Below are 13,659 nucleotides of genomic sequence, written 5' to 3' on the forward strand. Positions count from 1 at the left end.
ATCAACTCGCGTCGGCCCAGCTGGCGAGAAGCGCGCCTCTCGCCTCTTGCTGCCGACGCAGAAGGGAGGGCACATGCCCTGCACCACCATTCTCGTGGGCAAGAAGGCGAGCTTCGACGGCTCCACCATCGTGGCCCGCAACGAGGACTCCTCCAACGGCGAGTTCTGCCCCAAGCGCTTCGTCTCAGTGGACCCCGCGGGAAAGACCAGCTACACCAGCGTGATCAGTCACCTCACCGTGCCCCTGCCGCAAGGAGGCGTGCGCTACACGGCCATGCCCAACGCAGACCTCAAGGAGGGCCTGTGGGAGGAGGCCGGCTTCAACGCCCGCAACGTGGGCATGAGCGCCACCGAGACCCTGACCACCAATGAGCGCGTCCTGGCGGCAGACCCGCTGGTGCGCTATGACGCCGCGACCGGCACGCCCGGCGGCATCGGCGAGGAGGACATGGTCACGCTGGTCCTGCCCTACGCCACCAGCGCCCGCGACGGCGTGCTGCGCCTGGGCGCCCTGCTGGAGCGCTACGGCACCTACGAGATGAACGGCATCGCCTTCAGCGACGTGGACGAGATCTGGTGGCTGGAGACCGTGGGCGGCCACCACTGGATCGCCCGCCGCGTGCCGGACGACTGCTACGTCACCATGCCCAACCAGCTGGGCATTGACTCCTTCGACCTCGACGACGCGTACGGCGAGAAGCGCGAGCACCTGTGCTCGCCCGACCTGCGCGAGTGGGTTGCCGCAAACCACCTGGACCTCTCTCTTGATGGTCAGCTCAACCCGCGCGACGCCTTTGGCAGCCACTCCGACTCCGACCACGTCTACAACACGCCGCGCGCCTGGGCCATCCAGCGCTTCCTCAGCCCCACGGCCGGCCCCTGGGACCGTGCCCTTCCCGCCGAGGACTTTGGCCCGGAGTGCGACCGCCTTGCCTGGTACCGCCGCCCCGAGCGCAAGGTGACCATCGAGGACGTCAAGTACGCGCTCTCACTCTGCTACCAGGGCACCCCGTACGACCCCTACGGCCACGACCCGGCGGGGCGCCCCGGCCGCTACCGCCCCATCGGCATCAACCGCAACAGCCAGCTGGCCGTGCTGCAGCTGCGCCCCTACGAGCCGGAGGCCACCCGCGCGCTGCAGTGGGTGAGCCTGGGCTCCAACGCCTACAACGCCCTGGTGCCCCTCTATGCCAACGTGGGCCGCACGCCCGCCTACCTGGAGGACACCACCGCCCGCGTGACCAGCGAGAACTTCTACTGGGCAAACCGCATCATCGGCGCCCTGGCCGATGGCGCCCGCACCGGATGCGTGCCGCACGTGGAGCGCTACCAAGAGGCCCTGCCCGCGGCGACGTTTGCCCTGGTCCGCGCCTGCGACGAGCGCGTCCGTGAGGATGCCGTGGCAGGTGATGACGTCTGCGGCGAGCTCGAGGCCGCAAACGACGCCATCGCCGACGAGTGCCGCCGCCAGACCGAGGCGCTCCTGGACCACGTGCTCTACGAGGCCTCCATGGGCATGGGCAACGCCTTCTGCCGCTCCGACGGCTAGTCGCAGGGAGAAGCCCGCTGACGCAGACGGGGCGCGCCTCCAGGTGGAGACGCGCCCCGCTCTTGTCTAGAGAGGCGTCGCAACGCCCCGTGTGGCCGCCTAGGCGCCCAGAATCTCCAGCAGGCGCTTGAACTCGGCGTCCGCGTTCATGCCGGTGAGAAACGCCACGCCGTTGACGGCGGGAACGTCCGTGGCGTACTCGGTGCCCATGACGTCAACGTAGGCGTCGGCGTCGGCGAGGGCGCCCTCGAGCTCGGAGAGCTCAACGGCCACCACCTGGGCGTCCACGGAGGCCTGCTCCAGCATCTTGGTGAGCCTTGCCGCCACCATCTCGGAGGTAGCCACTCCAGACCCGCATGCCACAACAACCTTTGACGCCATATTCCGCCTCCCGAAGAGCCCCTTCAAAAATCACAGCCTTTTAAGTTTACCCAAAAACATGACAGGGACGTTACGCGTCATCCGTTGCGCCCGAGGTCCCCGCAACCTGGGTGGCGTCTGCTCCCACAGCGCCCTCCGCCCTGGCCCGAGCGCGGGCCAGAAGGGCCGTGCCCTCCGACTGCAGAGCGGCCAGGGACTCTGGCAGGGCGACCTCGGGAAGCGTGACCTCGGGCAGGCTCACCTCCGGCACAAAGGCCCGCAGCAGCAGCGACACCGCGCGCGTGAGGTAGCGCCGCTCCTCGGGGTCGGTGGCGGCCAGCGAGTCGAGCATGGCCGGCAGCGTGGTCTGCAGGTTTCCCGCCATGCTGGCAAAGGTGTCCTCCCCGCTTGCGTACAGCACCGAGAAGAGCGTGTTCACAAAGCCCTCGCGCTCCTCCACCGTCATGCTGGAGATCCACTGGTTGAGCGTCTCGTCCAGGGCGGCCGCCCCTCGCGCGATGCCCTTGACCCGCACGAAGTCGCACCCCTCCACCACCCAGGAGAACGGGTCGTGCTGGAGGATGCCCACCGTGGAGGAGTCCACCACCGAGTACTCCTCCTGCTGCTCGAAGAGCATGCCTATGAGCGACGAGCGCGGCACCGTCTTGGATACCAAGCGCGCACGCTCCCTCCAGGAGCTTGCCGCCAGGGACTCCGCCGTGAACCCGGGCCCATCGTGCGAGAAGACCCTCTCGAGCCGGCCGGCCACCTCGGGGCTGCACGTGGAGGCAACGTACGCGGCGAGGTTTCCGCCCTTGGAGTGGCCGCCCACGTAGATGCGCCCCGATATGGTGGGCGCCACGCGCTCGAGGTAGGCCCTGGCGCTAACCTGCGAGGGGACGTCCCTCTCGAAGGCCATGTTGAAGTCTTCCTTCCAACCCACCAGCGTGTTGTCGGTCCCGCGGAAGGAGACGTAGGCGTCGCCGCCCGGCAGCCGCAGCGTGCAGGCGGAGAACTGCTTCTCTCGCGCGGCGTCCAGGTCCTCCACGTAGCAGGAGAGGCGGATTCCCCTCATGCGGGGGCTTGCCGCAACGCACGCCAGCAGGCGAGAGAGGCCCGCCGGGCCCCAGAGGCCCCCGGTCATGCCCTCCAGCCACTCCGCGCGGAAGAGGTCGCGCAGGTCCATGCCCTCCTCGGTGCGGGCCGCCTCGGCCTCGGCAGGCAGCTGGAAGTACGAGAGGCACGCAAGGACGAGGCTGTCCACGTCACCCAGCGGGCGCTGGTCGAAGGTCTCGAACTCGTGCGTCAGGTAGCCGAAGACGTTCCTCTCGCGTCCGTCGGTCTCTCTTGCCATAGGACTCCCCTTTCCCCTTGCGCTTCCTCGTGTGTGGCGCGGGCCTCGGACCTAGTGCTTGCCGCGGTAGCGCCTCCTGGTGGCGTGCGCGCTACCCTTGCGGGCTCCGGCCTTGAGGCGCTCCATGACCTCGGCGGCGCTCCCACCCTCAAAGCGGCTCTTGAGCTCTACCAGCTGGTCTCTCAGGGCGGCCGCCCGCTCGAAGTCCATGTCCGCCGAGGCGCGGGCCATCTCGTCCTCGAGGGACGCCATGACCTGCGCCAGCTCCTCCGGCCCGAGGTCGGCCAGCTCGTCTGCCACCGACTCCGCCGTGGAGTGGTCCGCGGGGGCGCCCTGCTCCTCGGCCCCCTCGCCGGAGGCGGTGTAGAACGCGTGGTCCTTGCGCTTGCGCTTGCCCACGTTCTCGTCGGCCTCCTGGATGAAGCCGGAGATGTCAGCTATGGACTTGCACACCGTCTTGGGCACGATGCCATGCTCCGCGTTGTAGGCCTCCTGGATGGCGCGGCGGCGGCGCGTCTCGTCGATAGCCTCGCGCATGGAGTCCGTGATGACGTCCGCGTACATGATGACCTGGCCCTGGGCGTTTCTCGCCGCGCGGCCCATGGTCTGGATGAGCGACCTCCTGTTACGCAGGAAGCCCTCCTTGTCGGCGTCCAGGATGGCCACGAGGCTCACCTCGGGGATGTCCAGGCCCTCGCGCAGGAGGTTGATGCCCACCAGGACGTCGATCTTTCCCTGGCGCAGGTCCCTGATGATGTCAACGCGGTCAAGCGTGGCGGTGTCGGAGTGCATGTAGTTGACGCGGATGCCCTCGTCCAGCAGGTGGTCGGTGAGGTCCTCGGCCATGTGCTTGGTGAGGGTGGTCACCAGCACGCGCTCCTTCCTGGCCACGCGCTCCTTGATCTCTGCCAGCAGGTCGTCTATCTGGCCGCGCACCGGGCGTACCTCTATGTTGGGGTCCAGAAGGCCCGTGGGGCGGATGATCTGCTCCACCTGGCGTTGGGTGACGGACTCCTCGTAGTCTCCCGGCGTGGCGGAGACGTAGATGAACTGCGGGATGCGCGCCTCGAACTCGTCAAAGCGCAGCGGGCGGTTGTCCAGCGCGGAGGGCAGGCGGAAGCCGTGGTCGATCAGGGTGATCTTGCGCGAGCGGTCTCCCTCGTGCATGCCGCGGATCTGGGGCACCGTGACGTGGGACTCGTCGATGATGCAGAGCATGTCCTTGGGGAAGTAGTCGATGAGCGTGTAGGGCGGCTCGCCGGGGGCGCGGCCGTCGAGGTGGCGCGAGTAGTTCTCGATGCCGTTGCAGAAGCCCATGGTCTCGAGCATCTCGAGGTCGTAGCTCGTGCGCTGCGCGAGGCGCTGGGCCTCCAGGAGCATGTCGCTTGCCTTGAGCTCCGCCACGCGGCCCTCCAGCTCCTCGCTGATGGTCTTGAGGGCGTGGTTGACCTTGGGCCGCTCCGTCACGTAGTGGGACGCCGGCCAGATGGGGATGGCGTCGAACTCTCGGACGATCTCTCCCGTGGTGTTGTCCACCTCGGCGATGAGCTCAACCTCGTCGCCGAAGAAGCTGATGCGCAGGGGGTTCTCGGCATAGGGAGGGAAGACGTCCACGGTGTCTCCACGCACGCGGAAGGTGCCGCGCACCAGGTCATAGTCATTGCGGTCGTACTGGATGTCTATGAGCTCGCGGATGAGGTCGTCCCGCTCCAGAGGGACCTCCTTGTCCACGTTGGGCGCCAGGCCCGCGTAGTCCTGGGGGCTGCCGATGCCGTAGATGCAGGAAACCGACGCCACCACGATGACGTCGCGGCGCGAGAGCAGCGAGCTCGTGGCCTGGTGGCGGAGCTTCTCCACCTCCTCGTTGATGGAGGAGTCCTTCTCTATGTAGGTGTCTGTCTGCGGGACGTAGGCCTCCGGCTGGTAGTAGTCGTAGTACGAGACGAAGTAGACCACCGCGTTGTTGGGGAAGAACTCCTTCATCTCGCTTGCCACCTGGGCCGCGAGCGTCTTGTTGGGCTCCATGATGAGCGTGGGGCGATTGAGCGCCTCTATGGTCTTTGCCATGGTGAAGGTCTTGCCCGAGCCGGTGACGCCCATGAGCGTCTGGTAGCGCAGGCCCTCCTCCACGCCCTCGGCGAGCCTCTCTATGGCCTGGGGCTGGTCACCGGCGGGCTCGTACGGGGAGACCACGCGCAGGCGCTCCCCCTCGTGCTCCACGCCAAACCGGCGCAGCTCGGCGCCAAACCGCTCCTTGCCCGGTCCCGCATACTCGGCAGCCCCCATTGCGTCCTCCCCTCAGCCGGTGTCCAGAGTGTACCCCATTTGCCCAAATTAAGAAACATCTGTTCTGGTTTTTACCTCAACGAGCATCTACTTGTTCCAAAGCTTGGAGACGCCCACTGCGTAGAGAGGGACATTGCTCATCCAGTCCTGTTCGCGATACCCCGAGAGGGAAAACCTCACGGCGCTTACCCCGGGATTTCTTTCCTTGAACGACCGAAGGCTCTTGGCCTGCAAGTTCTCTTCCGCTTTGACCTCGATGGCAAAGACATTCCCATCCTTCTGGGTGAGGAAGTCAACCTCCCCACGAGAGTTCACTGCAGACCAGTAGTACGGTCGCATTCTGCAATCGGCAATGAGCTGCTGGCAGACATACTGCTCGGTCAAGGCACCTTTGAACTCGGTAAAGACGACATCTCCCTCAATGACGCTCGACGGTGTGAGACCACTCATGGCCCCAAGGAGGCCGACGTCCGAGAGAAACACCTTGAACGCCCTTCGGTCGTCATAGGCAGAAAGCGGGATGCCGGGCTTGGTCACTCGGGAGACCCTGTGAATGAGGCCGGCCTGCGACAGCCAGGCAAGCACCTCCTCATAGTCCTTGGCGCGTGCCCCCTCCCTGACCCTGCCAAAGACAAACTTCTTGTTCTCGTGCGAGAGGTGCGCTGGAATGGAGTCCCACAGGTCGTGCATCTTGGGAAGTAGCCTGACGGGAACGTGCTTGCCAAAGTCACGCTCGTAATCAACGAGTATCTGGAGCTGCAAGCGTCGCGCTTCGCCGAGGTCGCCCGTCTGGGCGAACTCCTCCACGACGGCAGGCATGCCACCGACAACGCAGTAGTTCTTGAGGGCCGCCCTCGCCCTCTCACCAAACGCGTTGACGCTGACCGGATCACCATCATCCAGGAATTCCCGGAGCATCTTGTCTCCCGTCGCGTCCAGATACTCCCTAAAGCTCAGAGGGTGAAGGTCCAGCGAGTCCACTTTTCCCACCGGATAGCCAGTGCCCTCCGTGGCGGATACCCCCAGCAGCGAACCAGCAGCGGCGACGGCGAGCTCCGGCAGCTCCTCGCAAAAGTACTTGAGCGCGGTAATCGCCCTCGGGCAGGCCTGCACCTCGTCAAGGACGAGCAGCGTTGAGCCGACCTTCACCCGAACGCCCGTAAGAAGGGAGAGGCCGGCAACGATCCTCTCCATGTCGTACCCAGACTCGAACAGGGCACGCGCCGCATCGTTGTTATCCAGGCTCACGTAGGCCATGTCGTCAAACTGCGTCCTTCCGAACTCCTTGAGGAGCCAGGTCTTTCCCACCTGGCGGGCGCCGTTGAGGATGAGGGGCTTGCGACGACGGGATTCCTTCCACCTCATGAGCTCAGCCATAAGGTACCTGTCCATACGGGCCTCCAAATAACGCTCCGAGATCAAACTCAGCCTGATTTTTGTTATTTTAGACAGAAAGTCGAACGTCTTTTTGTTTGAAATCACACTTTTCAGGCGGAGTTTGTATGCATCGCCGCTTCTTGCCATATCGCGCCATGCCATTGACCCCGTCCCCAATGGCACGGGCAGACAGCGGCGGGCTAGAATCAAATCCACAGGCGCCTTGGGGAGGAGAGACGTGGAGAAGAACGCTCAGAACAGCACGGCCGGCAAGAGGTCGTCCAGGCCCATGATCGTGGGCGGCGTGGCCGCCATCGCGGTGGGCAGCGCCCTCCTGTGGGCCTCCGAGACGGGCGGGAACCTCCCCGGCGCCGTCGAGTGGGGCGTCTGGGGCGCGGGCATCGCCATGATCTGCGTGGGCTCCATCCGTAACCGCAAGGAGCTCAAGGCTGCGGCGGCTTCCGCCGGGCAGGCATCCGCTGCCGCCGGCGCGCCGCGGGCCGGCGCCTCCCAAGCGGCGGAAAAGCACGGCACGGGCAGCGTCGAGGCCCTGGTCCAGAGGAGCGACGACGTGGTCGCCTCCCTGCGGGACCTGGTCTCACACGGGCAGACCTCAGCCGACTACGGCATGCTTCCGGCGCTGCTGGTGCGAAGCGGCCTCATGGAGTGGGAGGGCGCCCCGCGCTTCTCCGCAAACCGCCTGCGCCGCAACCGCCGCTGGTGGATGTCGTGCGACGTGGACGAGCTCACCGAGGACGGCTATGACCGCCTCATCGCCCTGGAGGGTGCCCTCAACCTGGCCGCGGACCTCGCCGAGGGCGCCTGCCCGGACGCGCCGGACGACCAGGGACGCATCGAGGCCCTCTTCCGCGACCTGGCGAGCCTCTCTCCCCTGCCGGCGCCGGAGGGCAGGACCTTCCCCGCCGGTGAGAAGGGCGGCGAGTGGGCGGCGCGCCTGGCGCTCTCGGAGTGGCTCGAGAACCTGCCCGCGCCCTTCCGCGTGGTCTCCGCCTTCCAGCTCAACCTCGGTGAGGGTCTGGCGTGCGTCGACGTCGCCGTTCCCAGCCCCTCCTGCCTGGCCCTCGTGGCACCTGACGACAAGGCCCGCCAGGCGGCGGAGGCGCGCCGCTACGACTGGCGCCTTGCGCTCCTGGTGGCGCGCGGGGCCTTCGCAGCCTCGTCGCGCATCCAGCGCGTGGGAGTGAACTGCGTGAGCCATGGCGCGCGCGAGACGCTCCTCTCGCTGCTCGTCGGCCAAGGGGAGTTGGACGGCCTCCTGGCCGGCGCGGCGGCTGCGGACGCAGAGCCCGTCCCCGCGCGGAACTGCCGCCTGGACGTTGCGGGGGACGGCCGGATGCTGCCCGTCGACGCCCTGCTGGCTCGCTCCGACAGCCGTCTCAACCCGGCCTGTCGCTGGGACGCCGTCGAGCTCGACGCCTCGGACGCGCCCCGGGCCGTTCGCGAGGCCTGCGGCGCCGCCCGCGTCTCCGATCTGGGCATCAACGAGAACGCCCGCCGCGTGAGCGTCTGGAACCGGCTGGTGGGCACCCTCGGCTCCACGACCTCGGACGCCGTGACCCGCCTCATGTCCGCCCGCGACGCCACGGAGGACCCGACGGTGCGCGAGGCCTGCTCCCGCACGTGCCAGGCGCTCGTGGACGGCACCGTGGACGCCTCCGACCACCAGGCGCTGGCCCTTGTCTTCGCGCTGGGAAGCCCGCTCGACCAGGCCCAGCGGCAGGCGCTCGACCTTGCCGGCGAGGACGCCGGCCCCGCGGACCTCGAGCGCGCCCTGGGGCTTCTTGACGCGGCCCTCGTGCCCCTGGCCCAGGCGGGCGCCTACGCGGACGGCCCCACACGTGCCTGCCGCTACTTCAACTCGGCCGCCGAGCGCGTGCGCTTCAACCGCACGGTGGCAGACGGCCGCGACGTGGTCCTGGTGCCAGACGCCTACTACGCCGCGCACTCGCTTGCCGCCCGCGTGCTCACGCAGCTGGGCCGCGCCGAGGAGGCACAGGTCCACGCCGACGAGCTCGTCCGCATCGCCCCGGTCACACCGGACGCGGCGCTCTCGCGCGTGCGGGTCCTGGAGGCTCAGGAGCGCATCTTCGAGTGCGTGGACGTCCTGGTAGACGCGCTGGGCTACGCCGCCACCGCGCGCGAGATGTCGATCTGCCTGTACCGCCTGGCCTACATGGAGTGGCGCCTAGGCAGGAACCGCCTCGCCGTGGCCTGCTACGAGCGCTCCATGCGCCTGCACGGCGAGATCGCCGCCCAGGCCAGGGAGGAGCTCGACGAGCTCCTGGGCAGCGAGCCGGGCCTTTCTCGCCTTGACCCGGAGGAGTGCGCGCGCGAGCTCTCGGCCGCGGGCATCCCGCTGGGGGACGCCGACGGCGCCCGGCGCGCCATGGAGGAGGCCGCGGCCGCCTGCGTGGACGCGCGCCTCATGGGAATCTCCCGCGCATACCTGGCCGTGGCCCTCGAGGTTGACCGCGACGACGCCCTGCTGGGGGTCTACCGATCGCTCGCGTCCGTGAGCCCGGAGGGGTAGCTCCTCTGGTAGCCCTCGTAGGCCAGGGTCACCTTCTGCAGGTAGGCGCGGGTCTCCGCGAAGGCTATGTCGTCCGGGATGACGCCGCCCTCGTCGAGCCAGCCCTGCACGGTGCCTATGCCCGCGTTGTAGGCCGCCACTATCTCCTCCGTGGACGAGAGGCGCCCCTGCAGGTAGCCCAGGTACGCGCAGCCGAACTCGATGTTGGTGCTGGGGTCCGTGAGGTTGCTCGCGTCCCAGGCGCCCCCGTCGACGAGCCCCATCTCCACCAGGCTCCTCGCGGTGTCGGGCATGACCTGCATGAGGCCGATGGCGCCCGCTGAGGAGGTGGCCGTGGGGTTCCAGGAGCTCTCGCACTTGATGACCGCGCACACCAGGTCCGGGTCGACGCCATGCCTGGCGGCGGAGGCCTCTATGGCGGCGACGTCGCTCACCGGGTAGAGGAGCTGCCGCCCCAGCGTGGTGGGAGCGGCGTCAAGTGCCCCGCAGAGTCCCAGCGTGCCCGCCAGCGCCAGCAGGGGCAGGAGGCGGTACCAGCGAAGAAACCGTCCCTCTCGGCGAGCCCTGCGCCTAGCCACGCGCTTCTCCCCAGCCGGAGGACTCCCGCTCGGCCCACCAGGCGCCGAGCGCCGTGGCAAGCCGCTCCGGCGCGCCGGAGTTGTCCAGCACCGTGTCCGCGTGGGCGCGCAGGTACTCCTCGGTGGGCTGGTTGGCCACGCGCCGGTCAAAGTCCGCGCCGTCCATGCCGCGCCCGATGGCGCGCTCGCGGCGCACCTCGACGGGGCACGTCACGCAGACGACCTCGTCGGCCAGGTCCAGCATGTCCTCCACGCGGTCCAGCAGCGGCACCTCCACGACGCAGACGGCGGGCGCGGTGAGGCAGCAGCCCTCCCCCTCCAGCGTCCGCACCAGCATGCGCTTGATGTGCGGCATCTCGATCTTCTCCAGAAGGGCGCAGGCCTCGGAGTCGGCAAAGGCGCGACCGGCCAGAAGGCCGCGGTCGAGCTCGCCGGTCTGCGGGTCAAGGAGGTCGTCGCCAAAGGCGTCGGCAATCTCGGGCAGGCAGTCGCTTCCCGGCTCCAGGACGGCACGGGACACCTGGTCGAGGTCTATGCGCCAGGCGCCGCGGCGCTCGAGCTCGCGGGCCACGCTGGACTTTCCGGAGGCTATTCCCCCGGCGAGAAATACGGTGTACAAGATGACTCCCTGGGTTCCCTGGGTGCGAGTGAGTTGCGGTTTGGGAGACCCTATCTTCTCACATGCGGTCGGGGCGGACCCGCCCGCCATCAACCGTCCACAGCACCGGGGCGGGCAGCGCGGCGGCCTCCGCCTCGGAGTGAGTCACCCAGAAGACGGTCTTTCCGGCCAGGCGCGGCAGGAGCCAGGCCATGGTGGCCCGGGAGCTCCCCTCGTCGAGCCCGCGCAGAGGCTCGTCGAGAAACACAACGTCAGAGGTGGAAAGCGCCGCCCGCAGCAGGCTCACGCGGCGACGCTGGCCACCGGAGAGCTCGCCCGCGCGGGCAGACTCCAGGCCGGCCATGCCCACCGCGACCAGGGCGCGGCGCGTCTCGTCCAGCAGCCGTGCCCGCTCGGGGCCGCCCACGCGCCCGTGGGGCAGGCGCACGTTGGCGGAGACGGTAAGGGAGTCCAACAGCCTGTCCTCCTGGAAGGCCGCCGCAAGCCGGGCGCCCTCGGGCCGCCTGACGCCGCCTGAGGCGGGCTCGACGAGGCCCATGAGCAGGCGCAGCAGCGTGGTCTTGCCTGCACCCGAGGCACCGCGCACCACGTGGACGCGGCCTTTGGCAAAGTCGGCGCTGACGTGCGAGAGGACGTCCTTCTCGCCCAGGCGGACGGTGACGTCTGCCAGGGAGTATGCGGGTGCGCTCGCGCTCACGGGCGGGCCTCCCAACGGGCCTGCGCCCAGTCCAGAAGGCGCCCGAGCAGGGCCTCGAGCCCCACGGAGAGGGCGACGACGACGACCGTCCACGCAAGGAGGCCGGGCACGTCAAGGTAGACCTTGGCGTCGTAGAGGTGGATGCCTATGGAGGGCGCCGGCAGGCCGATGACCTCGGCCGCAACGCCACTCTTCCAAGAGAGGCCCATGGCCAGCGAGAGGCCCGCGCGCAGGTAGGGGGCCACCTGCGCGGCGTAGATGGTGCAGGCGCGCGCCCAGCCGCGGACGCCAAAGACGTCGGCCATCTCGAGCAGGGCGGGGTCGGTCTGCCGCACGCCCGCGAGCACGTTGGTGTACAGGATCGGAAAGGCCATCAGGAACGAGACCGCCACCGAGAGCCGGCGCGACGGCACCCACATGAGCAGCAGCACCACGAAGGAGGCCACGGGGGCCGCCTTGACGGCGCCAACCAACGGGGCGAGAAGCCCCTCCACCACGCGGGACCTACTCGCCCACGCGGCAAGGGCCACTCCGGCCGCGACCGCCAGGCCAAAGCCGGCGGCGACGCGCCCCAGCGAGAGGCCCACGGAGACCCAGAAGTCCCCCTGGCAGACGAGCTCCGCCAGCCGGCACGCCACCTCGGCGGGGCCCACCAGCACTATGCGCGAGCCCACCGCCATGCTCGCCAGCTGCCAGGCGGCGAACCAGAAGGCGGCCACGGCGAGGCGGCGGAGCCACGGGCGGACGCCCTTCTCGCCTGATGTGTCCTTTGCGGCGCCGGCCAACGCGGGCCCCTAGGCGCCGTAGTAGAAGTCGTCGCCGGGAAGGGAGCCGCCCACGGCCTGGGCGTTCTGGCCGAAGAGGATCTCGAGGTAGCCGGAGAGCTGGTCCTTCATGTCCTGGCCGGCAACGAAGGTGATGTTGCAGGCCGGCAGGGCCTTTGCCGCCACGGCCTCGGGCACGATGTCGTAGCCGGCCACCAGCTTGGCGGCCTCGTCCACGTTGCCGTTGACGTACTCAACGGACTCGCGGTAGTGGCTCAGGAAGGCGTCAACGGCCTCGGGGTGAGCGTCGGCGAACTCGGAGCGCGCCACGGCCACGCCGGTGATGAGGCGGGCCTTCTGGCCGGCGGCCTCGCAGGCGGACTCCCACTCGCGGTTGAGGTCCAGGGCCACGCGGATCTTGTCGTTCTTGGCCTGGGCCGTGGTCACGAAGGGCTGGGGCAGCATGGCCACGGCGTCCGCGCCCTCGGCCAGGGCGGCCACGCACTCGGCGTGCTCGCTCTTCCACTCGATGGTGACGTCGGAGTCGGGGTCAAGGCCCGCCTGGCGCAGCACGTACTCCAGCGCGTACTGGGGCGTGGCGCCCTTGCCGGCGGAGTAGATGGTGCGTCCGCGCAGGTCGGAGACGGTCTTGACCTCGTCTCCCAGCTCGCAGACGTAGAGCACGCCCAGCGTGTTGACGGCGATGACGTGCACGCCGCCCTCGGTCTTGTTGTAGAGCACGCTCGCGAGGTTTGCCGGCACGGCGGCCACGTCCACCTCGGACTTTGCAATGAGCGGGGTGACCTCGTCGGCGGAGGCCAGGATCTGGAACGACCAGTCCTCGTCGGCCAGGTTGCCGGCGTCGGCCTCGCCCATGAAGCGCACCAGGCCCATGGCCGTCGGGCCCTTGAGGGCGGCGGTGCGGACGGCGACGGGCTCCGCGGCTGTGGCGGCGTCGCCCTGCGCGGGAGCGGCGTCATCCTGGGCGGGCGCGGAGCCGCAGCCGGCAAGGCCGATCGCAGTGCCGCCCAGGGCCGCTGCCTGCAGGAACTCTCTTCTATTCAGCATGTGATGCTTCCTTCCCTTTTTGCGTTGCGCACCAAGGTTGGCAAGCGCCGGGCCCTTTGTCAAATGCGCCGCGGCGGCGACCGGTGGCATCGGGCGGCGCCAGGCTAGCTTGGCAGCCCCTCCACCAGGACGAAGGCCGTGATGGCGCCCAGCGCGAGCTCGTCGGCCGGCCCCACCTCGCGGCGTACACCGGGCTCCAGCCGCACGCGCTCGCCGCCCGCCGGGGTGAGCCAGCTGCCGTTGGTGGACCCCAGGTCCATGGCCCACCAGGCGTCCTCGTCGCGCCACGTGCACCCCCTCTCGTTGGCTCCAGTCACGTAAGGATACTATGCCACCAACCTGGTCCCGATGGCCACGGAGCGGCCCATCCGGGACGGCGCGCTGCGCAGAACGCGCCTTGGTGTGAGGATTTTTCCTAGCCCTGTGCAGAAGTGGCTTTCGTGCGAGCCCGATTCC

Annotated in this window: 12 protein-coding genes; 2 read left to right on the forward strand and 10 right to left on the reverse strand. The window is 68.8% G+C overall.

Annotation, left to right across the window (positions count from 1 at the left end):
- Positions 1-73 precede the first annotated feature (73 nt).
- Positions 74-1,549, forward strand: a complete 1,476-nt coding sequence (locus DXV50_RS05535; protein ID WP_117205237.1) for a C69 family dipeptidase — start codon at positions 74-76, stop codon at positions 1,547-1,549.
- A gap of 99 nt (positions 1,550-1,648) precedes the next feature.
- Here the strand turns inward: DXV50_RS05535 and DXV50_RS05540 are convergent, their stop codons facing one another.
- The 4 genes from DXV50_RS05540 to DXV50_RS05555 all read right to left on the reverse strand — a co-directional run bounded on the left by DXV50_RS05540 (position 1,649) and on the right by DXV50_RS05555 (position 6,941).
- Positions 1,649-1,930 (reverse strand): PTS sugar transporter subunit IIB, encoded by a 282-nt coding sequence (locus DXV50_RS05540; protein ID WP_117205239.1) that lies wholly within the window; start codon positions 1,928-1,930, stop codon positions 1,649-1,651.
- Between the two features lie 70 nt (positions 1,931-2,000).
- Positions 2,001-3,263 (reverse strand): Mbeg1-like protein, encoded by a 1,263-nt coding sequence (locus tag DXV50_RS05545; protein ID WP_117205241.1) that lies wholly within the window; start codon positions 3,261-3,263, stop codon positions 2,001-2,003.
- Positions 3,264-3,314: 51 nt separating this feature from the next.
- A complete protein-coding gene (uvrB, locus tag DXV50_RS05550) occupies positions 3,315-5,549 on the reverse strand; it encodes an excinuclease ABC subunit UvrB (protein ID WP_117205243.1) in 2,235 nt (744 codons plus the stop codon).
- 87 nt (positions 5,550-5,636) lie between these two features.
- Positions 5,637-6,941 carry an ATP-binding protein gene (locus tag DXV50_RS05555; RefSeq protein WP_117205245.1) on the reverse strand — a complete coding sequence of 435 codons (1,305 nt, stop codon included), beginning with the start codon at positions 6,939-6,941 and terminating at the stop codon, positions 5,637-5,639.
- A gap of 223 nt (positions 6,942-7,164) precedes the next feature.
- Between DXV50_RS05555 and DXV50_RS05560 the strand changes: the two genes are divergently transcribed.
- Positions 7,165-9,477 (forward strand): tetratricopeptide repeat protein, encoded by a 2,313-nt coding sequence (locus DXV50_RS05560; protein ID WP_117205247.1) that lies wholly within the window; start codon positions 7,165-7,167, stop codon positions 9,475-9,477.
- Here the strand turns inward: DXV50_RS05560 and DXV50_RS05565 are convergent.
- The 6 genes from DXV50_RS05565 to DXV50_RS05590 form a co-directional block, all read right to left on the reverse strand.
- Positions 9,441-10,055, reverse strand: a complete 615-nt coding sequence (locus DXV50_RS05565; RefSeq protein ID WP_117205249.1) for a lytic transglycosylase domain-containing protein — start codon at positions 10,053-10,055, stop codon at positions 9,441-9,443. The genes DXV50_RS05560 and DXV50_RS05565 overlap by 37 nt on opposite strands.
- Positions 10,048-10,674 (reverse strand): dephospho-CoA kinase, encoded by a 627-nt coding sequence (gene coaE / locus DXV50_RS05570; RefSeq protein WP_117205251.1) that lies wholly within the window; start codon positions 10,672-10,674, stop codon positions 10,048-10,050. Before coaE ends, DXV50_RS05565 begins: the two co-directional genes overlap by 8 nt.
- A gap of 58 nt (positions 10,675-10,732) precedes the next feature.
- The gene (locus DXV50_RS05575) at positions 10,733-11,371 is read right to left on the reverse strand and encodes an ATP-binding cassette domain-containing protein (RefSeq protein ID WP_198666414.1); all 639 of its coding nucleotides are present in this window, start codon (positions 11,369-11,371) and stop codon (positions 10,733-10,735) included.
- The gene (locus DXV50_RS05580) at positions 11,368-12,156 is read right to left on the reverse strand and encodes an ABC transporter permease (RefSeq protein WP_117205253.1); all 789 of its coding nucleotides are present in this window, start codon (positions 12,154-12,156) and stop codon (positions 11,368-11,370) included. Before DXV50_RS05580 ends, DXV50_RS05575 begins: the two co-directional genes overlap by 4 nt.
- Positions 12,157-12,165: 9 nt before the next feature.
- Complete coding sequence (locus tag DXV50_RS05585) at positions 12,166-13,203, reverse strand: ABC transporter substrate-binding protein (protein ID WP_117205254.1); 1,038 nt, start codon at positions 13,201-13,203, stop codon at positions 12,166-12,168.
- Between the two features lie 104 nt (positions 13,204-13,307).
- On the reverse strand, positions 13,308-13,520 hold the full coding sequence (locus tag DXV50_RS05590; RefSeq protein WP_147556690.1) for an FHA domain-containing protein: 213 nt from the start codon (positions 13,518-13,520) through the stop codon (positions 13,308-13,310).
- Between the last annotated feature and the right edge of the window lie 139 nt (positions 13,521-13,659).

It is taken from the genome of Paratractidigestivibacter faecalis (assembly GCF_003416765.1).
GTDB classification, from domain to species: Bacteria; Actinomycetota; Coriobacteriia; order Coriobacteriales; family Atopobiaceae; genus Paratractidigestivibacter; species Paratractidigestivibacter faecalis.